Source organism: Tepidimonas fonticaldi, from assembly GCF_007556755.1.
Classification (GTDB): domain Bacteria; phylum Pseudomonadota; class Gammaproteobacteria; order Burkholderiales; family Burkholderiaceae_C; genus Tepidimonas; species Tepidimonas fonticaldi.
The window spans coordinates 102,282-126,467 of record NZ_VJOO01000001.1; the positions used below are offsets into that span (position 1 = coordinate 102,282).

At 67.2% G+C, this 24,186-nt stretch carries 24 protein-coding genes and 2 tRNA genes; 10 read left to right on the top strand and 16 right to left on the bottom strand.

What is annotated here, in order from left to right; translation table 11 throughout:
* Position 1 precedes the first annotated feature (1 nt).
* Genes Tfont_RS00435 through Tfont_RS00445 form a run of 3 tightly spaced genes read left to right on the top strand, consistent with a single transcriptional unit; the run spans position 2 to position 2,494 of the window.
* Complete coding sequence (locus Tfont_RS00435) at positions 2 to 1,039, top strand: branched-chain amino acid ABC transporter permease (protein WP_143968037.1); 1,038 nt, start codon at positions 2 to 4, stop codon at positions 1,037 to 1,039.
* The gene (locus Tfont_RS00440; RefSeq protein ID WP_143968038.1) at positions 1,032 to 1,781 is read left to right on the top strand and encodes an ABC transporter ATP-binding protein; all 750 of its coding nucleotides are present in this window, start codon (positions 1,032 to 1,034) and stop codon (positions 1,779 to 1,781) included. The genes Tfont_RS00435 and Tfont_RS00440 overlap by 8 nt, the downstream gene beginning before the upstream one ends.
* On the top strand, positions 1,778 to 2,494 hold the full coding sequence (locus tag Tfont_RS00445) for an ABC transporter ATP-binding protein (protein WP_185974439.1): 717 nt from the start codon (positions 1,778 to 1,780) through the stop codon (positions 2,492 to 2,494). Before Tfont_RS00440 ends, Tfont_RS00445 begins: the two co-directional genes overlap by 4 nt.
* Before the next feature lie 76 nt (positions 2,495 to 2,570).
* On the opposite strand, the gene soxX is transcribed toward Tfont_RS00445, so the two are convergent.
* The 5 genes from soxX to Tfont_RS00470 form a co-directional block, all read right to left on the bottom strand.
* The gene (soxX, locus tag Tfont_RS00450; RefSeq protein ID WP_068609639.1) at positions 2,571 to 3,218 is read right to left on the bottom strand and encodes a sulfur oxidation c-type cytochrome SoxX; all 648 of its coding nucleotides are present in this window, start codon (positions 3,216 to 3,218) and stop codon (positions 2,571 to 2,573) included.
* Positions 3,219 to 3,234: 16 nt separating this feature from the next.
* The gene (gene soxA, locus Tfont_RS00455; RefSeq protein ID WP_068609640.1) at positions 3,235 to 4,035 is read right to left on the bottom strand and encodes a sulfur oxidation c-type cytochrome SoxA; all 801 of its coding nucleotides are present in this window, start codon (positions 4,033 to 4,035) and stop codon (positions 3,235 to 3,237) included.
* A gap of 58 nt (positions 4,036 to 4,093) precedes the next feature.
* Positions 4,094 to 4,405 carry a thiosulfate oxidation carrier complex protein SoxZ gene (gene soxZ / locus Tfont_RS00460; protein ID WP_143968039.1) on the bottom strand — a complete coding sequence of 104 codons (312 nt, stop codon included), beginning with the start codon at positions 4,403 to 4,405 and terminating at the stop codon, positions 4,094 to 4,096.
* Between the two features lie 91 nt (positions 4,406 to 4,496).
* The gene (gene soxY, locus Tfont_RS00465; RefSeq protein WP_143968144.1) at positions 4,497 to 4,949 is read right to left on the bottom strand and encodes a thiosulfate oxidation carrier protein SoxY; all 453 of its coding nucleotides are present in this window, start codon (positions 4,947 to 4,949) and stop codon (positions 4,497 to 4,499) included.
* A 193-nt stretch (positions 4,950 to 5,142) separates the two neighbouring features.
* Positions 5,143 to 5,736 (bottom strand): isochorismatase family protein, encoded by a 594-nt coding sequence (locus Tfont_RS00470; protein ID WP_143968040.1) that lies wholly within the window; start codon positions 5,734 to 5,736, stop codon positions 5,143 to 5,145.
* Between the two features lie 198 nt (positions 5,737 to 5,934).
* On the opposite strand from Tfont_RS00470, the gene Tfont_RS00475 reads away from it, so the two are divergent.
* Positions 5,935 to 6,402 carry a C40 family peptidase gene (locus Tfont_RS00475; protein WP_143968041.1) on the top strand — a complete coding sequence of 156 codons (468 nt, stop codon included), beginning with the start codon at positions 5,935 to 5,937 and terminating at the stop codon, positions 6,400 to 6,402.
* 33 nt (positions 6,403 to 6,435) lie between these two features.
* Here the strand turns inward: Tfont_RS00475 and Tfont_RS00480 are convergent, their stop codons facing one another.
* Positions 6,436 to 6,651 carry a YdcH family protein gene (locus Tfont_RS00480; RefSeq protein WP_143968042.1) on the bottom strand — a complete coding sequence of 72 codons (216 nt, stop codon included), beginning with the start codon at positions 6,649 to 6,651 and terminating at the stop codon, positions 6,436 to 6,438.
* A 94-nt stretch (positions 6,652 to 6,745) separates the two neighbouring features.
* On the bottom strand, positions 6,746 to 9,046 hold the full coding sequence (locus Tfont_RS00485) for an arginine/lysine/ornithine decarboxylase (RefSeq protein ID WP_143968043.1): 2,301 nt from the start codon (positions 9,044 to 9,046) through the stop codon (positions 6,746 to 6,748).
* 31 nt (positions 9,047 to 9,077) lie between these two features.
* On the opposite strand from Tfont_RS00485, the gene Tfont_RS00490 reads away from it, so the two are divergent.
* The 5 genes from Tfont_RS00490 to Tfont_RS00510 all read left to right on the top strand — a co-directional run bounded on the left by Tfont_RS00490 (position 9,078) and on the right by Tfont_RS00510 (position 11,307).
* Entirely contained in the window at positions 9,078 to 9,512 is a 435-nt protein-coding gene (locus tag Tfont_RS00490; RefSeq protein WP_068609652.1) for an NfeD family protein, read from the top strand.
* A gap of 48 nt (positions 9,513 to 9,560) precedes the next feature.
* Positions 9,561 to 10,475, top strand: coding sequence for an SPFH domain-containing protein (locus Tfont_RS00495; RefSeq protein ID WP_143968044.1), 915 nt, complete (start codon positions 9,561 to 9,563; stop codon positions 10,473 to 10,475).
* Positions 10,476 to 10,504: 29 nt separating this feature from the next.
* A tRNA-Ser gene (locus Tfont_RS00500) sits at positions 10,505 to 10,595 on the top strand.
* Positions 10,596 to 10,715: 120 nt separating this feature from the next.
* Complete coding sequence (locus Tfont_RS00505) at positions 10,716 to 10,997, top strand: BrnT family toxin (protein ID WP_143968045.1); 282 nt, start codon at positions 10,716 to 10,718, stop codon at positions 10,995 to 10,997.
* A complete protein-coding gene (locus Tfont_RS00510) occupies positions 10,972 to 11,307 on the top strand; it encodes a helix-turn-helix domain-containing protein (protein WP_143968046.1) in 336 nt (111 codons plus the stop codon). The genes Tfont_RS00505 and Tfont_RS00510 overlap by 26 nt, the downstream gene beginning before the upstream one ends.
* Here Tfont_RS00510 and Tfont_RS00515 read toward each other — a convergent pair.
* The 7 genes from Tfont_RS00515 to Tfont_RS00545 form a co-directional block, all read right to left on the bottom strand.
* Entirely contained in the window at positions 11,304 to 13,469 is a 2,166-nt protein-coding gene (locus tag Tfont_RS00515) for a putative bifunctional diguanylate cyclase/phosphodiesterase (protein ID WP_143968047.1), read from the bottom strand. The genes Tfont_RS00510 and Tfont_RS00515 overlap by 4 nt on opposite strands.
* A gap of 65 nt (positions 13,470 to 13,534) precedes the next feature.
* On the bottom strand, positions 13,535 to 14,674 hold the full coding sequence (gene zapE, locus Tfont_RS00520) for a cell division protein ZapE (RefSeq protein WP_143968048.1): 1,140 nt from the start codon (positions 14,672 to 14,674) through the stop codon (positions 13,535 to 13,537).
* 6 nt (positions 14,675 to 14,680) lie between these two features.
* On the bottom strand, positions 14,681 to 16,108 hold the full coding sequence (gene lpdA, locus Tfont_RS00525; RefSeq protein WP_143968049.1) for a dihydrolipoyl dehydrogenase: 1,428 nt from the start codon (positions 16,106 to 16,108) through the stop codon (positions 14,681 to 14,683).
* 18 nt (positions 16,109 to 16,126) lie between these two features.
* Entirely contained in the window at positions 16,127 to 17,422 is a 1,296-nt protein-coding gene (odhB, locus tag Tfont_RS00530; protein ID WP_143968050.1) for a 2-oxoglutarate dehydrogenase complex dihydrolipoyllysine-residue succinyltransferase, read from the bottom strand.
* A gap of 84 nt (positions 17,423 to 17,506) precedes the next feature.
* Positions 17,507 to 20,389, bottom strand: a complete 2,883-nt coding sequence (locus Tfont_RS00535; RefSeq protein WP_143968051.1) for a 2-oxoglutarate dehydrogenase E1 component — start codon at positions 20,387 to 20,389, stop codon at positions 17,507 to 17,509.
* 168 nt (positions 20,390 to 20,557) lie between these two features.
* Positions 20,558 to 20,923, bottom strand: coding sequence for an ArsR/SmtB family transcription factor (locus tag Tfont_RS00540; protein ID WP_068609669.1), 366 nt, complete (start codon positions 20,921 to 20,923; stop codon positions 20,558 to 20,560).
* A 73-nt stretch (positions 20,924 to 20,996) separates the two neighbouring features.
* Positions 20,997 to 22,901, bottom strand: a complete 1,905-nt coding sequence (locus Tfont_RS00545; protein WP_143968052.1) for a propionate--CoA ligase — start codon at positions 22,899 to 22,901, stop codon at positions 20,997 to 20,999.
* A 136-nt stretch (positions 22,902 to 23,037) separates the two neighbouring features.
* On the opposite strand from Tfont_RS00545, the gene Tfont_RS00550 reads away from it, so the two are divergent.
* Complete coding sequence (locus Tfont_RS00550; RefSeq protein WP_068609673.1) at positions 23,038 to 23,259, top strand: hypothetical protein; 222 nt, start codon at positions 23,038 to 23,040, stop codon at positions 23,257 to 23,259.
* Between the two features lie 69 nt (positions 23,260 to 23,328).
* On the opposite strand, the gene Tfont_RS00555 is transcribed toward Tfont_RS00550, so the two are convergent.
* Positions 23,329 to 23,403 (bottom strand) — tRNA-Val (locus tag Tfont_RS00555).
* Positions 23,404 to 23,447: 44 nt separating this feature from the next.
* Complete coding sequence (gene dnaQ, locus Tfont_RS00560) at positions 23,448 to 24,176, bottom strand: DNA polymerase III subunit epsilon (protein ID WP_068609675.1); 729 nt, start codon at positions 24,174 to 24,176, stop codon at positions 23,448 to 23,450.
* Positions 24,177 to 24,186 lie beyond the last annotated feature (10 nt).

Sequence of the window (24,186 nt, forward strand, 5' to 3'; positions counted from 1 at the left end):
CATGTCGATCGCTGCCCACATCGAACGGCTGCCGCGCAGCCTGCAGCTCGTGCTCGGCCTCGGCGCCGTGGCGCTGGCCGCCTTCCCCTGGCTGGGGCTGGAAAACGAGCGCTATTACGTGCAGATGCTCACCCAGATGATGATCCTGGCCATCTTTGCCATGAGCCTGGATTTGCTGCAGGGGGTGACGGGGCTGGTGTCCCTGGGGCACGCGGCGTTCTTCGGGCTGGCGGGGTATGTGCTGGCCTTCGTGACCCCGTCGTCGGCCGCCCCCAGCCTGTGGTGGACCCTGCCGCTGGCCGTGGCGGTCTCGGCGCTCGCGGCGTTGGTCATCGGGTTTTTCGTCGTGCGCACCAAGGGCATCTACTTCATCATGGTGACGATGGCCTTTGCGCAGATGCTGTACTACCTGTTTTTCGACAACAAGGCGCTGGGTGGCTCCGACGGCATCTACGTGCTGTTCAAGCCGTCCACAGGGCTGGGCGGGGATGGGCAGCCGCTCGATCTGGACAACCCCGTCACGTTTTATTACCTGACGCTGGCGTGCCTGGTGGGGGTGTATGCCTTCTTGCGCCGCTTGCTGTTCTCGCCCTTCGGGCGGGTGCTGGCGGGCATCCGGGTCAACGAACATCGCCTGCGCGCCGTCGGCTATGGCACGTTTGGCTACAAGCTGGCCGCCTTCACGCTGGCCGGTGCGCTGGCCGGGCTGGCGGGGTATCTTTGGGCGGCCCAGACCGGCTTCGTCAACCCGGAGCTCATGGGGTTCCACCAGAGCGCACACGCCATCATGATGGTGATCCTGGGCGGCATGGGCAATTTCGCCGGGGCCATCGTCGGTGCCTTTGCCTTCGAGTATTTGTTGCACGTCTTCAAGGACCTGACCAAACACTGGCAGTTGCTGATGGGCGCGTTCATCGTGCTCGTGGTGTTCGTCGCCCCGCGGGGGCTGATCGGGCTGGGCCAGCGCCTGCTGGAGCGGCGACGGCGCGGCGCGCAGCCCCCCGTTGCCGAGTCGGTGCCGGGAGGGCAGCATGGCTGACGTCCTGCTCGAAGCCCACGACCTGACCAAGCGCTTCGGCGGCCTGGCCGCCGTGGACAGGGTGTCGCTGACGCTCAAGCGCGATCACCTGCACGCGGTTATTGGCCCCAACGGAGCGGGCAAATCCACGCTGACCAACCTGCTGTCGGGCGATCTGCCCCCCACCGCCGGGCGCCTGGTGCTCGCGGGGCGGGACGTCACCGGCGCCTCGGCCGAGACCATCGCGCGCATGGGCCTGGGTCGCAGCTACCAAAAAACCAACATCTTCCTGCCCTTCACCGTGTGGGAGAACGTCCGCCTGGCCGCCCAGTCGCGCACGCCGCATGCGGCACGGTGGTTCACCCGCGCCGACGGCATCGCCGCCATCAACCAGCGCGCCGAGCGTGCGCTGGAGATGGCTGGGCTGACCGCCCGCGCCCACCGCGTCGCCGGCACCATCAGCCACGGCGAGCAGCGCCAGCTCGAAATCGCCATGACCCTGGCCACCGAGCCGCAGGTGCTGCTGCTGGACGAGCCCTTGGCCGGTATGGGCACGGCCGAAGCCGAGCGCATGGTCGAGCTGCTGCTGGCCATCAAGCGCGACCACGCCCTGATGCTGGTCGAGCACGACATGGATGCCGTCTTCGCCCTGGCCGACGAACTCACGGTCATGGTCAACGGGCAAGTGATCGCATCCGGGCCGCCCGCCGCCATCCGCGCCGACGCGGGCGTGCAGGCCGCTTACCTGGGGGAGGACGCGTGAGCACCGACACGCTGATCGAGGCAAACGGCCTGCACACCCACTACGGGGCCAGTCACATCCTGCACGGCATCGATTTTTCCGTGCGCCGGGGCGAAACCATCGGGCTGATGGGGCGCAACGGCATGGGCAAATCCACCTTGCTCAAGACCCTCGTCGGGCTGGTGCGCCCCAGCGCGGGCGAGGTGCGCGTCAAGGGGCGGCCGGCACAGCGCTTGCCGACGTACGAGGTGGCGCGGCTGGGCGTGGCCTATGTGCCGGAAGGGCGCGGCATCTTTGGCAACCTGAGCGTGCGCGAAAACCTGATCATGGCGGCCCGGCCCGGAGTGGATGGCCGGCGCGACTGGACCTACGAGCGGGTGCTGGAGACCTTTCCCCGCCTGGCCGAGCGCCTCGATCACGGGGGGCAGCAGCTCAGCGGTGGCGAGCAGCAGATGCTGACCATCGGCCGCGCGCTCATGACCAACCCGGACGTGCTGATCCTGGACGAAGCGACCGAGGGGCTGGCCCCGCTGATCGCGCGCGAGATCTGGCGCATCTGCCGCGTCATCCGCGACAGCGGCATCAGCAGCATCATCGTCGACAAAAACTGGAAGCACGTCACCCAGATCACCGACCGCAACGTGATCCTGGTCAAGGGCCGGGTGGCGTTCGAGGGTACGTCCGACGAGTTGACCGCCCGCCCCGACGTGCTGGAGCGTTACCTGGGCGTCTGATGCAAACAGGGGAGGCGTTGGTGGCCTCCCCTGCCGTTTGGGGTGAATGGAGCGGGGCGAATGGCCCCGCCGCGACTCACTTGTTGACGGGCGATTGCGGATCCAGCAGCAGCGCCATCACATGCTTGATCTGCTGCTCGTCCAGAATGCCCTTGTGCCCCGCGCTCGGCATCTTGGTGCAGGCGTTGAAGGCACGCGAGTTCCAGATCTTGGCCCAGGTGTACTCCACGATGGCCTTGGCCTCCGGGCTGTTCGGGTTGGTCACCCCGCGCAGCTTGCCGTAGTTATACAGGCTCGGGCCCAGCGTGCCGAAGGAGATTTCTTCCTTGGTGATCTGGTGGCAGTTGTAGCAGTTGCCACCGTTGACGGTCTTGGCGTCGTCCGTCCAGGTCAGACCGCGACCGCTCTGGGCGATGGCCTCACCCTGCTTCCAATCCCCCAGGAACTTGCCGTCGCTCGGCCACTTGACGCTCTTGTAAGCGGCTTCTTCGATGGCCTTTGCCGTTTTGTCGTCCAGGGGCTTGCCCGACACTTCGGACTCCCAGCACGCCCGGCGTGCTTCGTCCTGCTCCAGGCGATCGAGCGTGGCAATGCCGCGCTCGACGAACGATTTCTTGACGATCTCCATCGTCATCTTGTCGTACTCGGCGGGCGACGGCGACGCGCTGCAGCCCGCCAACACGATGACCGCCGGCGCGGCCAGAGCAATCAGGGATTTTTTCATGTGCGGATCCTCCGGTTCAGCGCTTGATGGCCGGCGCGATGGACTTGGCGCCCTTGGCGTTGACGCCCATGTACACCCCCAGCGCGATCGTCACGTCGCTGGCAAACGTGGGTTCCGGGAAGCGCTGCTGCCGGTAGCAGTCGTTCAAACGGTGTTGCATGCTCCACATCTGACCGTTGGACACCCGGTACGCCGGCCAGGCGGCAAAACCGACACCGTCGCCGGGGTTCTTGGTCAGGTTGGGCAACTCCTGCAGGCGGATGCGCTTGCCGTCCTCGCCGTGGCAGCTCGCGCACGAAAAGTCGTGCGGCCCGCCGCGCAGGAAGAACAGGCGCTTGCCGACTTCGTACATGTCGCGCTCGGCCTGGGTGTTGAACGGCAGATTGAACGGCATATCGCGCGACTGGCTGGAAATCCAGGTGGCCAGGGCGACGACATTGGCCGTCTCACCGCGCCCGAAGTTGCGCTGGGACACCTCTTTCTTCACGTCGATGCCCTGCAGCGTCTCCATGCAGGTGAGCAGGCGGCTTTCCAGATCCTGGACGCGGCCGGTGTCCTTGAAAAAGCGCGGCAGCTCCACGAACGCACCTTTGACCACGCCGGGCCCTTTGCCCAGGTCGCACTGCTCCAGCGAGGCGTTCTTGGGGCCGCGCTTTTGCTTCCACAGGTCTTCGCCCTTGACCTCGAACAGCTCGGCCGGGTTGCCGTCCTGCAGCATCGCCCGGTATTCCTCGATGCCCTTCATGGTGGCATCCTGGGCCACCGCGGCGCTGCCCAACGACGACAGCACCGCCAACGTGACGAACGTCTTTTTCATGTTGGTTCCTCGTTGTCAACGGGGGAGCGCAGGCCGATGCGCTCCCCCACCGCCCCTGTCAGGCGATCACGGCCTCGTCGGTGCGCGACACGCCCTTGTTGTCGGTCCACTTGACCACGATCTTGTCGCCCTTGTTGGCGCCCTTGAACTTGAAGCTCAGGAACGGGTTTTGCGACACCGCCCCGCTCCACAGCGCCTTGAGCACTTCCTTGCCGTTGTGCGTGGCCACCACGTCCGTGATGTGGTGCGCCGGCACCAGCGCGCCGCTCGCATCGCGCCGCGTGCCCGGCTCCATCGGGTGGCTCATGAGCACCCGCACCGTCGTCACCCCACCGGCCTCGTTGGCCCGGATGCGCATCGGATCTGCCATCTTCGTCTCTCCTTCGCGTTCGTTACCCTGTGCCGCTTCAGCCGCTTCAGCCGCTTCAGCCGCTTCAGCCGCTTCAGCCGCTTCAGCCGCTTCAGCCGCCGCAGCCGCCCAGCGTCACCTTCGTTTCCTTGACGGCCGAGTACAGCTTGCCGTCGGCCTTGACCACCGCCAGCACGTTGGTGCTCTGCCCCATCTTCAGGCGCGTCTGCACGTCCGCCTCGGTGCCCGCCGGAATCATGAACATCGCCGACAGCGGCGTCGGGTTCTTCTCCACCAGCAGGTAAATCTCGGTCGTGTTGGGCAGCTTGCTCACCGCACCCACCGGCACCACCGCGCCGTTTTCCGCGATGTCCGGCGAGACGATTTGCACCTGGTCGCTCGTCGCGGGCTGGCCCCCCACCGCCTTGAGCGCGTCCGCCAGCGTCTTGGCCGCAAAGCCGTCGCGGCCCGACGCCTGCGCCTGCTCGGCCGTCACCACGCCCAGCGACACCAGCGTCGCCAGCGCCCCGCCGGCCTTCAGCACGGCGCGTCGGTTGGATTGGATAGCCTTCATGTTGTGTACTCCTGCACGAGGTTTCGTCGTCACTGGGCCGCGCCACGGCGGTCACCACACACTGTCGGCGCATTCTGGCGGCGGTGCGCCAGCGATGCATCGGCAATTACCCTAAAATTCAAATATTCTTTGCAACTGATAGTTTTGGCATATCGGGGCAAGGGCGTCCAAACGCTCGGGCCCGTCACTTCAGCAAGGCCAGCGCCTCGCGGAACCGCGGGTGCTGCGCATCGCGCAGCCACTCGAAGCCCACCATTTCGGCGGTGACCAGTTCCACCCCGTTGGCAGCCAGGCGGTCCAGCGCGGCATCGCGATCCCGGTCGCGGCGCGAGCCGCAAGCGTCCGTCACCACCCAGACATCCAGCTCCTGTTCCACCAGACCCAGTGCCGTCTGCAGCAGGCAAACGTGGGTCTCGCAGCCGGCCAGCACGATCGTCTGCCGAGGCGGCGCGGGGGGCTTTTGCAGGTGCTTGGGCAGGCTGCGGGCATTGCCCGCCGGGCGAGCCGGCGCCCGCAGGGCGGCCAGTAAGCCGCTGTCGCAGGCATCGAACGCGGTTTTGGCAAACACCTGCCGGCACCGGCAGCGCAGCGACGGCGCCAGGGGGCCCAGCCGCTCAGGGGCCTGCTCCGTCCCCCAGACGGGCACGTCCAGCAGGTGCGCCAAACCGGCCAGCAGCTCGGCGCGCTGCAACACCTCGTCACCCCGCGCGATGGCCGGCATCAACCGGGCCTGATAGTCCACCAGCACGAGCTGGCAGTCGTTTGCATCCAACAACATGCGTTCTTTGATCCCCAAAACACCCGTGGGACAAGGCAGCCCCGTTGACGTCGGCTGCCGTCCTGCCCTAATGTGTGCGCCGTGATGCCGCAACATGCCACGGCCCAGCCGCTCACTCCCCCAACCATGCGCCGCCGGGCGTGGGGGATTGCGCTGGCGCTCGCGCTGCCGCTGTCCGCAAAGGCGGGCGATCCTATCATGGATCTCCTCGCCGCGCGGGGGGTGTTGGGGGATGGGGCCGCGCCCGCATGGCCTGCGCTGACCGACGACGCGCAAGGCCGGCGATCGGCTGCCTTGGTGTACGCCATGGCCTATGTTGGGGTGCCGTACCAGCGCGGTGGTACCGGGTTCGACCAGGGGGTGGATTGCAGCGGCTTCGTGCAGATCACCTACCGCGAGAGCGCCGGCATCCTGTTGCCGCGGCGCGCGGCGGAACAGGCACAGGCCACGCTGCCCATCGATACGGAGGCCCTGGCCCCCGGGGACTTGGTGTTTTTCAACACCCTGGGCGAGCCCTTCAGCCACGTGGGCATTTACATCGGGCAGGGGCGATTCATCCATTCGCCCCGCTCGGGCGCCCATGTGCGCATGGAGCGCCTGGAAGACCGCTACTGGCGCGACCGCTTCAACGGTGCGCGCCGCGTGATTGGCGACAGCAGCGGTTGAGGCCGCCCGTGCATGGGCGGCCGTTTGGGCAGCTCAGGCGGCCGCCTTGCGCAGGATGTCGTACAACTGATCCTTGAGCAGCAGCTTTTCCTTCTTCAGCGTCTCGATCTGCTCGTGCGTGCCGGGCTCGATGCCCTGCTCCATGCGCTGGATGCGCTCATCCAGCTCGTTGTGCTTGTCGAACAGGCGGGTGAAGTGGTGATCGCTGGTCTTGAGCTTGGTGATCAGGTCGCGGTATTCGGGGAACATGGTGATTCGCGCTTGGGGGTTGAAAGATCGACGCCTGCATCGTACCGCAAGGCGGCGCCTTGGCCGAGCGGGTGCGCTTGGGCCTTGACGTGCCTCAAGCGGACGTGACGCGCACGCAGTCGGCGTAGTAGCGTTTGCCGCCGTCGAAGGTCTCCTCGATGGCCAGGCCGTGGATGTCCGTCTCGAAACCCGGGCAGCGCTCGTTGAACTCGCGCGAGAACTTCAGGTAGTCCACGATCTTGCGGTTGAACACCTCGCCGGGGATGAGCAGCGGAATGCCGGGCGGATAGGGCGTGATCAGCGCGGTGGTGATGCGCCCCTCCAGCTCGTCGATCGGCACGCGCTCGGTGTTGCGGTGGGCGATCTGCGCAAAGGCGTCGCTCGGCTTCATGGCCGGGGTGAGGTCGCTCAGGTAGATCTCGGTGGTCAGCCGGGCGACGTCGTACTTGGCATACATCTCGTGCACGAACTGGCACAGATCGCGCAGGCCCATGCGCTCGTAGCGCGGTTGCTTGCGGCAGAACTCCGGCATCACGCGCCACATCGGCTGGTTGCGGTCGTAGTCGTCCTTGAACTGCTGCAGCGCGGTCAGCAGCGTGTTCCAGCGGCCCTTGGTGATGCCGATGGTGAACATGATGAAGAACGAGTACAGCCCGGTCTTTTCCACCACCACGCCGTGCTCGGCCAGGAACTTGGTGACGATGCTGGCCGGAATGCCGGTGGGGGCGAAGTCGCCCTTGAGGTTGAGGCCCGGCGTGATGATGGTGGCCTTGATCGGGTCCAGCATGTTGAAGCCCGGCGCCATGTCGCCGAAGCCGTGCCAGGCGTCCTCGCCGTCGGCCGTCTGCACGCCGTCGGCATCGGTGCGCTTGAGCACCCAGTCGCTGGCGCGGCCAATGCCCTCCTCGGCCAGCTCCTCCGGGCCCCAGACCTGGAACCACCAATCGTTGTCGCCAAACTCGGCGTCCACCTTGCGCATCGCGCGGCGGAAGTCCAGCGACTCGGCGATGCTTTCCTCCACCAGCGCGGTGCCGCCGGGCGGCTCCATCATGGCCGCGGCGACGTCGCAGCTGGCGATGATGCTGTACTGCGGGCTGGTGGAGGTGTGCATCAGATACGCTTCGTTGAACAGGTGGCGGTCCAACTTTTGCGTCTGCGAGTCCTGTACCAGCACATGGCTGGCCTGGCTGATGCCCGCCAGCAGTTTGTGGATGGACTGGGTGGAGTAGACCACCGAATGCTGGGGCCGACCGCGCTTGCGGCCCATCGCGTGGAAGGTGCCGTAGAAGGGGTGGAAAGCCGCGTGCGGCAGCCACGCCTCGTCGAAATGCAGGTTGTCCACGTAGCCATCCAGCATCTGCTTGATGGTTTCGGTGTTGTAGAGCACGCCGTCGTAGGTGGACTGCGTGAGCGTGAGGATGCGCGGCTTCACCGTCTTGGGGTCCACGCCGCTGAGCAGGGGGTTGGCAGCGATCTTGGCCTCGATGGCCTCGCGGGTGAATTCGCTTTGCTGAATCGGCCCGATGATGCCGTAGTGGTTGCGCGTGGGCTTGAGGAAGACGGGGATCGCCCCCGTCATGATGATGGAGTGCAGGATGGATTTGTGGCAGTTGCGGTCCACCACCACCACATCGCCCGGAGCCACCGTGTGGTGCCACACCATCTTGTTGCTGGTGCTGGTGCCGTTGGTGACAAAAAAGCAATGGTCGGCGTTGAAGATGCGCGCGGCGTTGCGCTCGCTCTCGCCGATGGCGCCGTTATGGTCGAGTAGCTGGCCCAGCTCCTCCACCGCGTTGCAGACGTCGGCGCGCAGCATGTTCTCGCCGAAGAACTGGTGGAACATTTGCCCGACCGGGGTCTTGAGGAACGCCACCCCGCCCGAGTGTCCCGGGCAGTGCCAGGAGTAGGAGCCGTCCTCGGCGTAGTCCAGCAGCGCCTTGAAGAACGGCGGCTGGATGTACTCCAGGTAGGCCTTGGCCTCGCGGATGATGTGGCGCGCGACGAACTCCGGCGTGTCCTCGAACATGTGGATGAAGCCGTGCAGCTCGCGCAGGATGTCGTTGGGCAGGTGGCGGCTGGTGCGCGTCTCGCCATAGACGTAGATGGGCACCTCGGCGTTCTTGCGCCGCACCTCCTGAATGAAGGCGCGCAGGTTGAGCACCGCCGGATCCTGCTCGGGGTTGCCGGTCACCTCCTCGTCGTCGATCGACAGGATGAAGGCGCTGGCGCGGCTTTGCTGCTGTGCGAACTGGCTCAGGTCGCCGTAGCTGGTGACGCCGACGACCTCGAAGCCCTCGGCCTCGATCGCCTGCGCCAGCGCGCGGATGCCCAGACCCGACGTGTTGTCGGAGCGGTAATCTTCGTCGATGATGACGATCGGGAAGCGGAATTTCATGGTCCGCGAGTGTAGGCCAAAGGGGTGAACGATGGATGACGCAACGCTGTGGTGGGTGCTGGCCGGACTGCTGGTGGCCGCCGAACTCGCCAGCGGCACCTTCTTTTTGCTGATGCTGGCGCTGGCCGCCGCCGCCGGGGCCCTGGCCGTGTACGCGGGGCTGGCCTTCAGCGGCCAACTGCTGGCCGCGGGGCTGTGCGCGCTGCTGACGGTGGGCGGCTGGGCGTGGGTGCGGCTGCGCCGCCGCGCCGCAAGCCCCGAGGCCAACCCGGACGTCGTGCTCGACGTCGGCCAGACCGTACAGGTGAGCGCGTGGCAGCCCGACGGCACCGCGCTGGTGCGCTACCGTGGCGCCGACTGGCTGGCGGTGGCCTCAGGCCCGCACGGCGAGCGCCACCCCGGCCCCCACCGCATCCGCGCGGTGCAGGGCAACCGGCTCGTCATCGAGCCGGTGGATCATCCCTGAACCGACCTTGTCTTGCCCTGCCCTCCCCTTTGACTGAAAGCCACCCCCATGGAAATCGCCATCGTCGTCGTCATCGTCGCGCTCGTCTTCGTCGTCAAATCGATCAAGGTCGTGCCGCAGCAGACCGCCTGGGTGGTCGAGCGGCTCGGCCGCTACGACAGGACGCTGGCGCCGGGCCTCAACTTCGTCGTGCCGTTCATCGAGAAGGTGGCCTACCAGCACAGCCTGAAGGAAATCCCGCTGGATGTGCCGGAGCAGATCTGCATCACCAAGGACAACACCCAGCTCAAGGTCGACGGCATCCTCTACTTCCAGGTCACCGACCCGATGCGCGCCAGCTACGGCTCCTCCAACTACGTGCTGGCGATCACGCAGCTGGCGCAGACGACGCTGAGGAGCGTCATCGGCCGGCTGGAGCTGGACAAGACCTTCGAGGAACGCGAGATGATCAACGCCCAGGTCGTCAACGCCATCGACGAGGCGGCGCTGAACTGGGGCGTGAAGGTGCTGCGCTACGAGATCAAGGACCTGACGCCGCCAGCGGAGATCCTGCGCGCGATGCAGGCGCAGATCACCGCCGAGCGTGAAAAGCGCGCGCTGATCGCCGCCTCCGAGGGCAAGCGGCAGGAGCAGATCAACCTCGCGGAGGGCGAGCGCGCCGCCTTCATCGCCAAGAGCGAGGGCGAAAAGCAGGCCGCGATCAACCAGGCGCAGGGCGAGGCCGCCGCCATCCGCGAGGTGGCCGAGGCCACCGCGCAGGCCATCGAGCGCGTTGCTGCCGCCATCCGCCAGCCGGGCGGCGAGCAGGCGGTGCAACTGAAGGTGGCCGAAAAAGCGGTGGAGGCCTACGCCCGCGTCGCGCACGATGCCGACACGACGCTCATCGTCCCGAGCACGATGAGCGAGGTCTCGGCGCTGATCGGCTCGGCCATGAAGATGGTCGGCACGGTCAAGAGCGCCTGAGTGTCGGTGCTACAATGTGGGGCTCCCGCGGAGAGATGGATGAGTGGTTTAAGTCGCACGCCTGGAAAGCGTGTAGGGGTTAACAGCCCCTCGGGGGTTCGAATCCCCCTCTCTCCGCCACGCCAGTGATTGCCGCCACGGCCCTCCTCGCAGGGCGTTCGAGGCGGTCTGCGGAACCGATGGTTCGCTGCCCCTCCTTTCGGTCGCCCCTAAAAGTGTTCACTGAACTACACTCGGGCTATGGAGTTCGAATGGGATGCAGCGAAAAGCGACGCGTGCTTCGCTGATCGAGGGTTCGATTTCGCCTACGCGGCCAGAGCTTTTTTCGATCCGCATCGCCTGATCCAGGCCGACACCCGGCACAGCTATGGCGAAGAACGCTACCGGTTGATGGGCAAGATCGAGCAGCGTCTGTTCGTGGTGGTCTACACACCCCGACGCGGTGTCATTCGCATCATCTCGGCACGCAAAGCCAACCAGCGCGAGGTCAAGCATTATGAAAACCGTACGCGTGACGATTGACCCGACCGCCCCTGCGACACTGGCCTACGGACGTATCGATCCCGTTCGTGTCGATGCGACGTCAGAGGCAGATATCGCCAGGCAAGCGGCCGCGGACGACGTCGATGCGATGCAGGACGCCGCCAAATTTGCGCGCCGTGTTCGCAAGCGCCTGGGGTTGAGCCAATTGGAGTTCTCGGAGCGAATTGACGTGCCGCTGGAAACCATCCGCCTCTGGGAGCAAGGCAAACGCGCCCCTACGGGGGCTGCCAAAGCCTTGCTCAAAGTGTTGGACAAAGCCCCAGAAGCGGGATTGGCTGCGTTGCACTAAGTTGGGCGTGACGCCCGCCAGCACGCCAGCACCTCCATCGCCTCGGTCGGCCGCCCGCCCTGCCAGTAGCCCTGGTAACGGTCGCAGCCCATGACCTGCAGCGCGTCGTGCTGCGCGGCGGTCTCCACACCCTCGGCCACCACGCCCAGGTGCAGGTGGTGGGCCATCGCGACGATGGCGGCGCACAGCCGGCCGGCGCTGCCCGGCTGGCCCAGGCCCTGCACGAAGCTGCGGTCGATCTTGACCGTGTCCACCGGCAGGTTGTGCAGGTAGCCCAGCGACGAGTAGCCGATGCCGAAGTCGTCGATGGCGATCGACACCCCCGCCGCGCGCAGCCGCGCCAGGGCGGCGGCGGCGCCCGCGCCGGGGTCGATCAGCACGGATTCGGTCACCTCCAGCTCCAGCGCGTCGCCGGGCAGGCCGTGAGCGTCCAACCCACCCAGCACGGCCGCCACCAGATCGCCCTGGCTGAACTGGCGCGCCGAGACATTGACGGCGATGCGCGCCTGCCGCCAGCCGGCGCGTCGCCACGCGGCGACGATGCCGAGCGACCGCTCCAGCACCCAGCGGCCGATGGCGTCGATCAGGCCACAGGCCTCGGCGACGGGGATGAACTCGGCGGGCGAGACGGGGCCCAGCTCGTCGTCGTGCCAGCGCACCAGCGCCTCGCCGCCGCACGGCACGCGCGTGCCGAAGGCGAACTGCGGTTGCACCTGCAGCGCGAGCTTCTGCTCGCGCACGGCGCGGCGCAGGCGCGCCTCCAGCTCCATGCGCCGCGCGGCGGCCTGCGTCAGCTCCTGCGTGAAGTAGGCGAAGGTACCGCGCCCCAGCTCCTTGGCGCGGTACAGCGCGGCGTCGGCCGCACCCATCAGCGTCTCGGCCTCGGTGCCGTGCTCCGGCGCCACCGCGATGCCGACGCTGACGCCGGTCTGGATCTCGTGCCCGCGCGGGCTGGCCCAGGGGCTGGCCAGCGCCTCCAGGATGTCGCGCGCCAGCGCCGCGGCGTCGGCCGGGTCGCGCAGCCGGCGCATCAGCACGACGAACTCGTCGCCGCCCAGCCGCGCCAGCGTGTCACCCTCGCGCAGCCGCTGGCGCAGCCGCGCGCCGACGGCAGCCAGCAGCGCATCGCCGGTGGCGTGACCCAGCGTGTCGTTGACGTCCTTGAAGCGGTCCAGGTCCAGCATCAGCAGCGCCAGCCGCTCGCCGTGGCGCTGCGCCTGCGCCAGCGCGGCGGCCAGCCGCTCGTTCCACAGCAGGCGGTTGGGCAGGCCGGTCAGCGGGTCGTGGCGCGCCAGGTGCGCCATGCGTCGCTCGTTGCGGCGCAGTTGCAATTGCTGGCGGCGCTGGTCGTGCCAGTCGAACAGAATGCCGCTGAAGTGGCGCGCCACCCCCTGCGCGTCGCGGATGGCCATGCCGCGCCCGCGGAACCAGCGCCAGCGGCCGTCGAAACGGCGCAGCCGGTAAGCCTCGTCGAAGGCGTGGGGGCCGTCCAGCGCATCGTGCACGGCATCCAGCACGCGGAGGCGGTCGGCCGGGTGCAGCCGCTCCTGGAAGCGGAAGTCGCGGTGGAAGTCGTCCCCGGCGTAGCCCAGCAGCTGCGCGAAGCCGGCCGAGTATTCGACGATGTCGGTCTGCAGGTTCCAGTCCCACGAGCCGGCGCGGCTGCCCTCCAGCGCCAGGGTCAACTGGCGCTCGCTGCGCTGCAGCGCCTCGCGGCCGGCGTCGTCCAGGCCGATTTCGCGCGCCAGCACCAGCAGCCGCTCGGCCAGTTCCGGGGTGGCGGCGGCCGGGTCGCGCCACGGGCGATGGACGTTGAGCCGCACCCACACGGTGCTGCCGTCCGGCCGCAAAAAGCGCTTGTCCGCGCGCAACCACCGGACCTCGCCGGCGATCAGGCGGCCGATGCGCTGGCGGTCGCCGGCGTGGTCGTCCGGGTGCGTCAGGTCCTGAAAGCGCAGCCGCAGCAGCTCGGCCGCCGGGCGCCCGAACAGCCCCGCACAGGCCTCGTTGACCCAGACGAAGCGGCCATCCAGCGCCAGCACGTACGCCGGCTGCTCGAAGCCGGTCATGGCGTCCACCCACGCCGCGACGGGGCAGCCGGGCTCGGCAGGGCGGCAGGCCGTATCCTGCTTCTCGTGGGGAGGGAACTGGCGCCAGGGCATGCCGCAATCCTAGCCCGGCTCCAGGGCTGCGGCGCCCCGTTGCCCCCGGGCGGGTACCCCCATCGTCACGTCAGCGCCGTATCGACGTCGCGCCGTTGCAACGACAGGTACTCGCGCGACTGCATTTCGTGCAGCCGGGAGACGGTGCGCGGAAACTCGTGCGCGAGCGGCCCCTCGGTGTAGAGCTGCTCCGGCGGCACGGCGGCCGAGACGATGAGCTTGACCCGCCGGTCGTACAGCACATCCACCAGCCAGGTGAAGCGCCGCGCGGCCGATGCCATGTTGGGCGGCATCGGCGGGACATTACTCAGCAGCACGGTGTGGAACTGGCTGGCCAGCTCCAGATAGTCGTTTTGCGAGCGCGGCCCGCCACACAGGGTGCGGAAATCGAACCACACCACCCCGCCCGCCCGCCGGATGGCGCGGATCTCGCGCCCTTCGATGCGCAGCACGGGGTTTTCGTCCTGCGCTTCGGCCAGTTGTTCGAAGGTGGCCTCCATCTCCTGCTCGGTCGCCTCGCCCAGGGGCGTCAGGTACAGGCGCACATGCTCCAGCGTGCGGCGGCGGTAATCGACGCCGTGGTCCACGTTGACCACTTCCATGGTGCGCTTGAGCAGCTCGATGGCCGGCAGGATGCGGTCACGGTGCAGCCCGTCGGGGTACAGCCCGTCGGGGTGGAAGTTGCTGGTCGCCACCATGCCGATGCCGTACTTTTGCATCGCCTCCAGCAGGCGGTGCAGGATCATCGCGTCGGTGACGTCGGCGACGTGAAATTCGTCGAAGCAGATCAGCCGAAACCGCACGGCCATGCGCTTGGCCAGTGCGTCCAGCGGGTTGACCGTGCCCTGCAGATCGGCCAGTTCGCGGTGCACCTCGCGCATGAACTCGTGGAAGTGCAGCCGGGTTTTGCGCCGCAGCGGCACGGCGTTGTAGAAGCAGTCCATCAAAAAGCTCTTGCCGCGCCCGACCCCGCCGTACATGTACACGCCGCGCGGGATGGGCAGCCGGTTGATGAGCTTTTTGAGCGCGTTGGAGCGCCGCTGTTTGAAGTGCGCCCACTCCGCCGCGCACCGCTCCAGCGCCTCGACCGCGCGCAGTTGCGCAGGGTCGCTGCAAAACCCCCGCGCCGCCAGTTCTGCTTCGTAGGCGCGCCGCACCGGCCCCCACGCGGGGTCCGGCGCGGGCGCGCTCGCGCGCGCCAGCATCGCCCGTCAGAAGTTGAGGGTGCGCTTGTCCACCGCCAGCGCCGCCTCCTTGGTCGCCTCGGACAGCGACGGGTGTGCGTGGCAGATGCGGGCGATGTCCTCGGCGCTGGCGCGAAACTCCATCGCCACCACCGCCTCGGCGATCAGTTCGGAGGCCATCGGCCCCACGATGTGCACGCCCAGAATCTCGTCCGAGGCGGCGTCGGCCAGGAACTTGACCATCCCGGTGGTGTCCCCCAACGCCCGCGCGCGACCGTTGGCCAGGAACGGGAAGGTCCCGGCCTTGTAGGCGCGCCCGGCGGCCTTGAGCTGCTGCTCGGTCTGGCCCACCCAGGCGATCTCGGGGCTGGTGTAGATGACCCACGGGATGGTGTTGAAGTTAACATGCCCGTGCTGGCCGGCGATGCGCTCGGCCACGGCGACGCCCTCTTCCTCGGCCTTGTGGGCCAGCATCGGGCCGCGCACCACGTCACCCACCGCCCACACACCGGGCAGGTTGGTGCGGCATTCGTCGTCCACCACGATGGCGCCGCGCTCGTCGAGCTGCAGGCCCACCGCCTGGGCGTTCAGCCCATTGGTGTTGGGCACCCGGCCGATGGAGACGATCAGCCGGTCGGCGTCCAGCGTCGCGGCCTCGCCCTTGGCGGTGGTGTAGGCGATGCTCACGCCCTTCTTGCCCGTCTTGATCTCGCCAACCTTGACGCCCAGCTCGATTTTCAGGCCCTGTTTGTCGAAGGCCTTTTTGGCCTCCTTGGCGATTTGCTCGTCCACGGCGGCCAGGAAGGTGGGCATACCTTCGAGGATGGTGACCTCGGCCCCCAACCGGCGCCAGACGGAGCCCATCTCCAGCCCGATCACGCCGGAGCCGATGATGGCCAGCTTTTTGGGGACTGCGCCCATGCGCAGCGCGCCGTCGTTGGACAGCACCTTGTCCTCGTCGAACGGCACGCCGGGCAGCGCCCGGGCGTTCGACCCGGTAGCCACCACCACCTGCTTGCCCACCAGCGTGGCGGGCGTGTCGCCCGCCACGGCGATCTCGTAGCCGCCGTCCACGGCCTTGACGAACGAGCCGCGGCCGTGGAAGAACGTCACCTTGTTCTTCTTGAACAGGTACAGGATGCCATCGTTGTTTTGCTTCACGATGGCGTCCTTGCGCGCGATCATCTTGGCGACGTCCATCTTCACGGTACCCGTGCTGATGCCGTGGTCCGCAAAGTGGTGCTGGGCGTGCTCGAAGTGCTCGGACGACTGCAGCAGCGCCTTGGACGGGATGCAGCCGACGTTGGTGCAGGTGCCGCCCGGGGCGGGGCCGCCCGCGGCGTTCTTCCATTCGTCGATGCAGGCGACCTTGAAGCCGAGCTGCGCGGCCCGGATGGCCGCAATGTAGCCGCCGGGGCCGGCGCCGATGACGACGACGTCAAATGCTTGTGCCATGGGGGTCACTCCGTCGCGTCAGATGTTGAACAGCAGGCGCGCGGGGTCTTCCAGCGCCTCCTTCATCGCGACCAGGCCCAGCACGGCCTCGCGTCCGTCGATGATGCGGTGGTCGTACGACATGGCCAGGTAGTTGATCGGGCGGATCACGATCTGGCCGTTTTCCACGACGGGGCGCTCCTTGGTCGCGTGCACGCCCAGGATGGCCGACTGCGGCGGGTTGATGATGGGGGTGGACAGCATGGAGCCGAACACGCCGCCGTTGGAGATCGAGAACGTCCCGCCGGTCATCTCGTCGATGCCGAGCTTGCCCTCGGCCGCGCGCTTGCCGAAGTCGGCGATCTTCTTCTCGATGTCGGCAAAGCTCATCTGGTCGGCGTTGCGCAGGATGGGCACCACCAGCCCGCGCGGCGAGCCCACCGCGATGCCGATGTCGAAGTAGCCGTGGTAGACGATGTCGTTGCCATCGACGCTGGCGTTGAGGATAGGGTACTTCTTGAGCGCATGCACTGCGGCTTTGACGAAGAAGCTCATGAAGCCGAGCTTGACGCCGTGCTCCTTCTCGAAACGCTCCTGGTACTTCTTGCGCAGTTCCATCACCGGGGCCATGTTGACCTCGTTGAACGTGGTCAGGATGGCGTTGGTGGCCTGCGACTGCAGCAGCCGCTCGGCGATGCGTGCGCGCAGGCGCGTCATCGGCACGCGCTGCTCCGGCCGGTTGGCCAGATCGGCCGGCAGACCGACCGGCGCGCTGACCTGCGGCAGCACCTTGGCGGGCGCCCCGGTCGGGATCGCGGCCGGCGCCGCTGCGGCCGGCGCGGGCTTGGGCGCCGCCACGGCCGCCAGCACGTCACCCTTGGTGACGCGGCCGTCCTTGCCCGTGCCGGCGACGGAGCCGGGGGCCAGACCGTGATCCGCCATCAGCTTGGCGGCAGCCGGCATTGCGACACCGGCCATGGCGCCTGCGGCGGCCGGCGCGGCATTCGCCACAGGTGCCGCCGGTGCCGCCGCAGCGGTCGCAGGAGCAGCCGCAACGGGGACCGGGGCCGCGGCGGCGACCGCCCCCGCCTTGCCTTCCGTGTCCACCTTGGCAATGACCTGGTCGGACACCACCGTGCCGCCGTCGCCAACGACGATTTCGGCCAGCACGCCCGCCGCCGGGGCCGGCACCTCGAGCACGACCTTGTCGGTCTCGATCTCGATCAGGATTTCGTCCGCGGCGACCAGATCGCCGACTTTCTTCTTCCATTGCAGCAGCGTGGCTTCCGCGACCGACTCGGACAGCTGCGGCACTTTCACTTCAACGATGGCCATGGTGTGTTCTTCCTCAACGAATGCGTAAAAAAGGGGCGACAAAGCCCGCGCGCGGCGCCCACGCCCGCGCGGACCGCTCTCGTCTTACTTGGTCAGGATGAAGCCCTTGAGCCGGCCGAAGGCGGCCTCGACCAGCGCCTTCTGCTGCTCTTGGTGCAGGTGCGCATAGCCCACCGCCGGCGAGGCGGATGCCGCGCGACCGGCGTAGCCCAGGCGTTGCCCGTCCAGCATGTTCTCGTGGATGTTGTGCTGCACGAAGAACCAGGGACCCTGGTTCTGCGGCTCGTCCTGGCACCACACGATGTCGGTGGCGTTGGGGTAGCGCTTCATCTCGGCCGCAAAGGCCTTGTGCGGGAACGGATAGAGCTGCTCGATGCGCACGATGGCGACATCGTCGGCCCCCTTTTCCTCGCGCTTCTTCGCGAGGTCGTAATACACCTTGCCCGAGCAGACGATGACCCGCTTGACACGCTGCGCGTTCTTGACGACGTCGGCGTTTTGCTCCGGGATGATGGTCTGGAAGCCGCCCTTGGTGAACTCGGACAGCGGCGAGGTGGCGTCCTTGTTGCGCAGCAGCGACTTCGGTGTGAAGACGATGAGCGGCTTGCGCAGGTTGCGCACCATCTGGCGGCGCAGCACATGGAAGATCTGGCTGGCCGTCGTGGGCTGGACCACCTGCATGTTGGTGTCGGCTGCGAGCTGCATGAAGCGCTCGATGCGCGCCGAGCTGTGCTCCGGCCCCTGCCCCTCGTAGCCATGCGGCAGGAACAGCGTGATGCCGTTGACGCGGCCCCACTTGACCTCGCCGGAGGCGATGAACTGGTCGATCACCACCTGCGCGCCGTTGGCAAAGTCACCGAACTGCGCCTCCCAGATCACCAGGGTGTTGGGATCGCTCGACGCATAGCCGTATTCGAAGCCCAGCACCGCCTCCTCCGACAGGATGGAGTCGATGACGGTGAACGGGGCCTGGTTCTCCGCGACGTTTTGCAGCGGGATGTAGGTGCCGACGTCCCACTTCTCGCGGTTCTGGTCGTGGATGACGGCATGGCGGTGGGTGAAGGTGCCACGGCCGCAGTCCTCGCCGGACAGGCGCACGCCGTAGCCGCTGGCCACCAGCGAGGCGAACGCCATGTGCTCGCCCATGCCCCAGTCCACGTTGATCTCGCCGCGGCCCATCGCCGCGCGGTCGGCCAGCACCTTCTTGACCAGCTGGTGCGGGGTGATGTTGTCCGGCACCGTGGTGATGCGCTCGGCCAGCCGCTTCCACTCGGCCAGCGGAATGGCCGTGTCGGCCACGTCGGTCCACTTCTTGCCCAGGAACGGCGCCCAGTCGACCGCGTATTTGCTCTTGTAGTTGGTGAGCACCGGATCGACGGTGCGGCGCCCCTCGTCCAGAATGGCGCGGTAGGTTTTGACCACCTCGTCCGGCCCATCCGGCGGCAGGATGCCCTGCGCCACCAGCTTGTCGCCGTAGAGCTTGCGCGTGCCGGGGTGCTGCGCGATCTTTTTGTACATCAGCGGCTGGGTCAGCGACGGCGTGTCCTGCTCGTTGTGGCCCAGCTTGCGGAAGCAGACGATGTCGATCACGACATCCTTGCGGAAGGTCTGGCGGTACTCCACCGCCAGTTGGGTGGCCAGCACGACCGCCTCCGGGTCGTCGCCGTTGACGTGCAGCACCGGCGCCTCGATCATCTTGACGACGTCGGTGCAGTACAGGGTCGAGCGGCTGTCGCGCGGGTCCGACGTGGTGAAGCCGATCTGGTTGTTGATGACGATGTGCACCGTGCCGCCGGTGTAGTAACCGCGCGTTTGCGCCAGCGCCAGCGTCTCCATGACCACGCCCTGGCCGGCAAAAGCCGCATCACCGTGCACCAGCACGGGCAGCACCTGATCGCCGGCGCGGTCGCCGCGGCGGTCCATGCGCGCGCGCACCGAGCCTTCCACCACGGGGTTGACGATTTCCAGGTGCGAGGGGTTGAACGCCAGGCTCAGGTGCACCGGGCCGCCGGGCGTGGACACGTCGGAGCTGAAGCCCTGGTGGTACTTCACGTCACCGGCCGGCAGGTCCTCCGGCGCGGTGTGCTCGAACTCGGCGAACAGGTCCTTGGGCATCTTGCCCATCACGTTGACCAGCACGTTCAGGCGCCCGCGGTGGGCCATGCCGATGACGATTTCCTGCACGCCCTGGGCGCCCGCGCGCTGGATCAGCTCGTCCATGGCTGCGATGAAGCTCTCGCCCCCTTCGAGCGAAAAGCGCTTTTGCCCCACGTACTTGGTGTGCAGATAGCGCTCCAGCCCTTCTGCCGCCGTCAGGTTTTCCAGAATGTGCTTCTTCTGCTCGGCGGTGAAATTGGGCTTGCTGCGGATGCTCTCCAGCTTTTCCTGCCACCAGCGCTTTTGCTTCTGGTCGCTGATGTACATGTACTCGGCGCCGATCGTGCCGCAGTACGTCTCGCGCAGCGCGTTGAGCAGCTCGCGCAGCGACATGGTCTCTTTGCCGAAGTAGGTGTTGCTGGTGTTGAACACCGTCTCCAGATCGGCGTCGGTGAATCCGTAGAACGCCGGATCCAGCTCGGGGATGGCCTCGCGCTCGGCGCGCTTGAGCGGATCCAGGTTGGCCCAGCGCACCCCCAGGTTGCGGTAGGCGGCGATGAGTTGCTGCGTGGCGACGCGCTTGCGCCCCAGATCGGAGTCGGCCCCATACGCGGCCACCACCTGGGTGGTGCCCTGCTTGGCCATCTCGGCGAAGGCCGAGATCACCGGCATGTGCGGGATGTCGCGAGCGTCACTGCCGTCGACCGCGGGAACGTGCTGCAGCGCGTCGAAGTAGTCGCGCCAGGACTCGGGCACGCTGGTGGGGTCGGTGAGGTATTTCTCGTACATCTCCTCCACATACGGCGCGTTGCCGCCGAAGAGGTACGAGTTGCCGTTGAAGGCTTGGTAGACGCTCGTCGTCTCGCTCATGGAATCGCTGACCTCCGTCTCCCTGCAGGAGACTTGCTGGTTGGAACAACCTTCCGCGACACGGCTGAACCGGTTGGCGGACGCGACAGTGACACTGGAAGGGCCTGTGCGGCGTGAATTGTGCCACCAAAGGCGGTGGGTGTGGGGGAAATTGCGCGCGGTCGGCGGTCAGGGACGCCGGGGCGAGAGGCGATGACTGTTGGGAACGCCCCCGGGCTCGTCCAGCTCGATGGCAATCTGGGCGCACACCGTGCGGCACAGCGCCACCGCCTGTTCGCTTTGGACGCGGTAGTAGACCTGCGTGCCTTCCTTGCGCTTGGCCAGCACGCCGGCGCGGTACAGCAAATTGAGGTGCTGCGACAGATTGGGCTGGGTGGTCTCGATTTCGGCCAGCAGCTCCGACACCGACTTCTCCTTGTCGCACAGGGCGTTGAGGATGCGCAACCGGGTCGGCGTGGAGAGAATGCCAAACAGCTCCGCCGCCAGCTCGAAGACGCGATTCTTGTCGACGTCGGCTTCGGTCAGTTGTTGCATAAGCAATGATGCAGACGGTGAGCCTGCATCATACCCACAATCCGACCGGACACCCAAGCCGGCGCGCGGCCGTTCAGCCGGCGCGCATCAGGTCCCGAATCTGCTGCAGGGCGCTGGGGTCGTCCAGCGTGGTCAGGTCGCCGGGGTCTCGCCCCTCGCAGACAGCCTGGATGGCGCGGCGCAACAGCTTGCCGCTGCGCGTCTTGGGCAGCAGGTTGACGAAGCGTACACGTGCCGGCCGCGCCACTGCGCCCAGCTGTTCGTCCACCACTTTCATGATCGCGCCCTCGAGCTTGAGCTCGTCCGCCTCGGTCGCGGCCAGCGACGGATCCTTGAGGACGGCAAACGCCACGGCCACCTGGCCCTTGAGCGCGTCGGCCACGCCGACCACCGCCACTTCGGCCACGGCCGGGTGGCTGGAGATGCTCTCCTCGATCTCGCGCGTGCCGAGGCGGTGGCCGGCGACGTTGATGACGTCGTCGGTGCGGCCGAGGATGTAGTAGTAGCCGTCGGCGTCGCGCACGCCCCAGTCGAAGGTGCTGTACATCTGCCCCCCGGGGATGCTGGACCAGTAGGTCTTGACGTAGCGCTGATCATCCCCCCACACCGTCTGCAAGCAACCCGGCGGCAGCGGGTAGTTGAAGGCGATGACGCCTTTGCGGCCAGGTTCGTGAATTTCCTCGCCCGTCACCTCATCGATCAGACGCACATCGTAGCCGTACACAGCCTTGCCCGGCGAGCCAAACTTCGTCGGGGCCGGCTCGACGCCGTTGCAGATGGCCAAAATAGGCCAACCGGTTTCGGTTTGCCAGTAGTTGTCGATGACCGGCTTGCCCAACGCCTGGCTGATCCAGGTGGCGGTGGGCTCGTCCAGCGGCTCGCCGGCCAGAAACAGCGCGCGCAGGCTGCTCAGGTCGTACTTGCTCAGGTACGCCGGGTCTTGCTTTTTCAGCACACGCGCGGCGGTGGGGGCCGTGAACATGATGCTAACGCGGTAGTCCTGCACCAGGCGCCACCAGATGCCCGCGTCGGGGCGGATCGGCGTGCCCTCGTACATGATCGTGGCCATGCCGTTGATCAGCGGGCCGTAGATGATGTAACTGTGGCCGACGACCCAACCGATGTCGCTGGTGCAAAAGTACGTCTCGCCCGGCTTGGCCATGTAGATGTGGCGCATCGAGGCGGCCAACGCCACCGCATAACCACCGGTGTCACGCTGCACCCCTTTGGGCTTGCCGGTGGTGCCGCTGGTGTAAAGGATGTAGCTCGGATGCGCGCTGTCCACCCACTCGCACGGCACCAGCGCGTCCAGGTGCTGCTGGCGCAGCGCCGCGTAATCGACGTCGCGCCCTGGCACGGGGTCCAGGGGCGCCAAACCGCGGTTGACCATCAACACCCGCTCGGGCTTGTGCCCCGCCAAGCGAATGGCCTCGTCCAACAAATGCTTGTACGGCACCACCTTGCCGCCGCGCATGCCGGCGTCGGCGCTGATGATAACTTTGGGCGCTGCGTCGTCGATGCGGGTGGCCAGGCTGTGGCTGGCAAAGCCGCCAAACACCACCGAGTGGATGGCGCCGATGCGCACGCAGGCCAGCATCGCAAACGCCGCCTCGGGGATCATCGGCATGTAAATCAGCACGCGGTCGCCCTTGCCAACCCCGAGCGAGCGCAGCATCGCGGCCATGCGCTGTACCTCGACGTGCAGCTCGCGGAAGGTGTAGGCGCGCTCGGTGTCGGTCTCGGTGGAGACGTAGATCAGCGCGTTCTGGTCGGCGCGCGTGGCCAGATGGCGGTCCACCGCGTTGTGGCACAGGTTGGTCAGACCGCCCTCGAACCAGCGCGCAAACGGCGGATGGTCGGTGTTGCACACCCGATCGAACGGCCGCTGCCAGTCGATCAGGCGGGCCTGTTCGGTCCAGAAGGCGTCGCGCTCGTCGATCGAACGGCGGTAAAACGAGGCGTAATCGGCGCTGCTCATGGGGGCGTCTCCTCGAAGGGGCGTCAAAAGCGAAATGTTCGCCGATTATGGGACGTCGGCTTTCGCCGGCCTGACAGGCGCGCGCCCATCGCCACTGGCCCTTGCGGTCGGGCTGCAATCGGCGTAATCTAGTGCCATGGTTAGCATGACGTCGACGCCCTCCCCCGTCACGCAAGCCGCCGCCGCGGCGAGCGGGACGCCCGGAGCCGCCCAAATCTTGGTGCTGCGCAAAGCCTTGCAACTGGAGCAGCAAGGGGCGCTGGCGCTGCTCAACGCCCTGCCCCAGCCCGCCCCGGTGGGGAGTCTGCCGCTGGCCACCAGCGGCAGTTTGGGGACACAGGTCAATGTGATGGCGTGATGTTGGCGTCGCCGCGCTGGGCGGCGGCCAAAAAGAAAGCGCCCCATAAAGGGGCGCTTTGTTGACATCTGGTGGGTGATGCAGGGTTCGAACCTACGACCCCTGCCGTGTGAAGGCAGTGCTCTACCGCTGAGCTAATCACCCTGTCGATGACCGAAATTATAGCGTACTTTTCAACACTTTCCGGCTCAGTCTTGCGGTGCCGTTTGCAGCGACTCCTCGTAGCGGCGCCAGACGGTGCGGCCTTTGGACTCCTTGTCGAGCGCGGCGAGCAGTGCGGCGTGCTCGGCCAGTTCGGCCTCGCTGGCCCGCAGCACCGGCAAATCGAAGGCGGCCAGATCGCGCCGCTCGAGCACCCCGGCGGCCCCGGCGTCGCTCTGCACCTCGATGACCAGGGACTCCTGTCCCCGGGTCATGTAGATGTACACGTCGGCAAGCAGCTCCGCGTCGAGCAGCGCGCCGTGGAGCTGGCGGCCGGAGTTGTCCACCCCCAGCCGATCGCACAGGGCATCCAGCCCGTTGCGCTTGCCCGGCCACAGCTCCTTGGCCATGACCAGGGTGTCGATCACCCCGCTGACCAGGCGCCGGGTCGGGCCCAGCCCCAGCCGCCCAAACTCCGCATCCAAAAACCCCAGATCGAAGGGCGCGTTGTGGATGATCAGCTCGGCCCCTTGCAGGTAGTCGAGCAGCTCTGCGGCGATCTCGGCAAACCGCGGCTTGTCCGCCAGAAAGTCCAGCGTGATGCCGTGCACGCGCAGGGCGTCTTCGTGGATGTCGCGTTCCGGGTTGAGGTAGAAATGCCGGTTGTTGCCGGTGAGCTGGCGGTTGACCAGTTCCACACAGCCGATTTCGATGATGCGGTCGCCGTCCTGAGGGGACAGGCCCGTGGTTTCGGTGTCGAGGACGATCTGGCGCATGGGCCGCAGC

What these genes read in the sequence shown, in the direction of transcription:
- Tfont_RS00435 (WP_143968037.1), top strand. Translation starts at nt 2, where the DNA reads ATGTCGATCGCTGCCCACATCGAACGGCTGCCGCGCAGCCTGCAGCTC.
- Tfont_RS00440 (WP_143968038.1), top strand. Translation starts at nt 1,032, where the DNA reads ATGGCTGACGTCCTGCTCGAAGCCCACGACCTGACCAAGCGCTTCGGC.
- soxX (WP_068609639.1), bottom strand. Translation starts at nt 3,218, where the DNA reads ATGAAAAAATCCCTGATTGCTCTGGCCGCGCCGGCGGTCATCGTGTTG.
- soxA (WP_068609640.1), bottom strand. Translation starts at nt 4,035, where the DNA reads ATGAAAAAGACGTTCGTCACGTTGGCGGTGCTGTCGTCGTTGGGCAGC.
- soxZ (WP_143968039.1), bottom strand. Translation starts at nt 4,405, where the DNA reads ATGGCAGATCCGATGCGCATCCGGGCCAACGAGGCCGGTGGGGTGACG.
- Tfont_RS00470 (WP_143968040.1), bottom strand. Translation starts at nt 5,736, where the DNA reads ATGTTGTTGGATGCAAACGACTGCCAGCTCGTGCTGGTGGACTATCAG.
- Tfont_RS00475 (WP_143968041.1), top strand. Translation starts at nt 5,935, where the DNA reads ATGGATCTCCTCGCCGCGCGGGGGGTGTTGGGGGATGGGGCCGCGCCC.
- Tfont_RS00480 (WP_143968042.1), bottom strand. Translation starts at nt 6,651, where the DNA reads ATGTTCCCCGAATACCGCGACCTGATCACCAAGCTCAAGACCAGCGAT.
- Tfont_RS00485 (WP_143968043.1), bottom strand. Translation starts at nt 9,046, where the DNA reads ATGAAATTCCGCTTCCCGATCGTCATCATCGACGAAGATTACCGCTCC.
- Tfont_RS00490 (WP_068609652.1), top strand. Translation starts at nt 9,078, where the DNA reads ATGGATGACGCAACGCTGTGGTGGGTGCTGGCCGGACTGCTGGTGGCC.
- Tfont_RS00495 (WP_143968044.1), top strand. Translation starts at nt 9,561, where the DNA reads ATGGAAATCGCCATCGTCGTCGTCATCGTCGCGCTCGTCTTCGTCGTC.
- Tfont_RS00505 (WP_143968045.1), top strand. Translation starts at nt 10,716, where the DNA reads ATGGAGTTCGAATGGGATGCAGCGAAAAGCGACGCGTGCTTCGCTGAT.
- Tfont_RS00510 (WP_143968046.1), top strand. Translation starts at nt 10,972, where the DNA reads ATGAAAACCGTACGCGTGACGATTGACCCGACCGCCCCTGCGACACTG.
- Tfont_RS00515 (WP_143968047.1), bottom strand. Translation starts at nt 13,469, where the DNA reads ATGCCCTGGCGCCAGTTCCCTCCCCACGAGAAGCAGGATACGGCCTGC.
- zapE (WP_143968048.1), bottom strand. Translation starts at nt 14,674, where the DNA reads ATGCTGGCGCGCGCGAGCGCGCCCGCGCCGGACCCCGCGTGGGGGCCG.
- lpdA (WP_143968049.1), bottom strand. Translation starts at nt 16,108, where the DNA reads ATGGCACAAGCATTTGACGTCGTCGTCATCGGCGCCGGCCCCGGCGGC.
- odhB (WP_143968050.1), bottom strand. Translation starts at nt 17,422, where the DNA reads ATGGCCATCGTTGAAGTGAAAGTGCCGCAGCTGTCCGAGTCGGTCGCG.
- Tfont_RS00535 (WP_143968051.1), bottom strand. Translation starts at nt 20,389, where the DNA reads ATGAGCGAGACGACGAGCGTCTACCAAGCCTTCAACGGCAACTCGTAC.
- Tfont_RS00540 (WP_068609669.1), bottom strand. Translation starts at nt 20,923, where the DNA reads ATGCAACAACTGACCGAAGCCGACGTCGACAAGAATCGCGTCTTCGAG.
- Tfont_RS00545 (WP_143968052.1), bottom strand. Translation starts at nt 22,901, where the DNA reads ATGAGCAGCGCCGATTACGCCTCGTTTTACCGCCGTTCGATCGACGAG.
- Tfont_RS00550 (WP_068609673.1), top strand. Translation starts at nt 23,038, where the DNA reads ATGGTTAGCATGACGTCGACGCCCTCCCCCGTCACGCAAGCCGCCGCC.
- dnaQ (WP_068609675.1), bottom strand. Translation starts at nt 24,176, where the DNA reads ATGCGCCAGATCGTCCTCGACACCGAAACCACGGGCCTGTCCCCTCAG.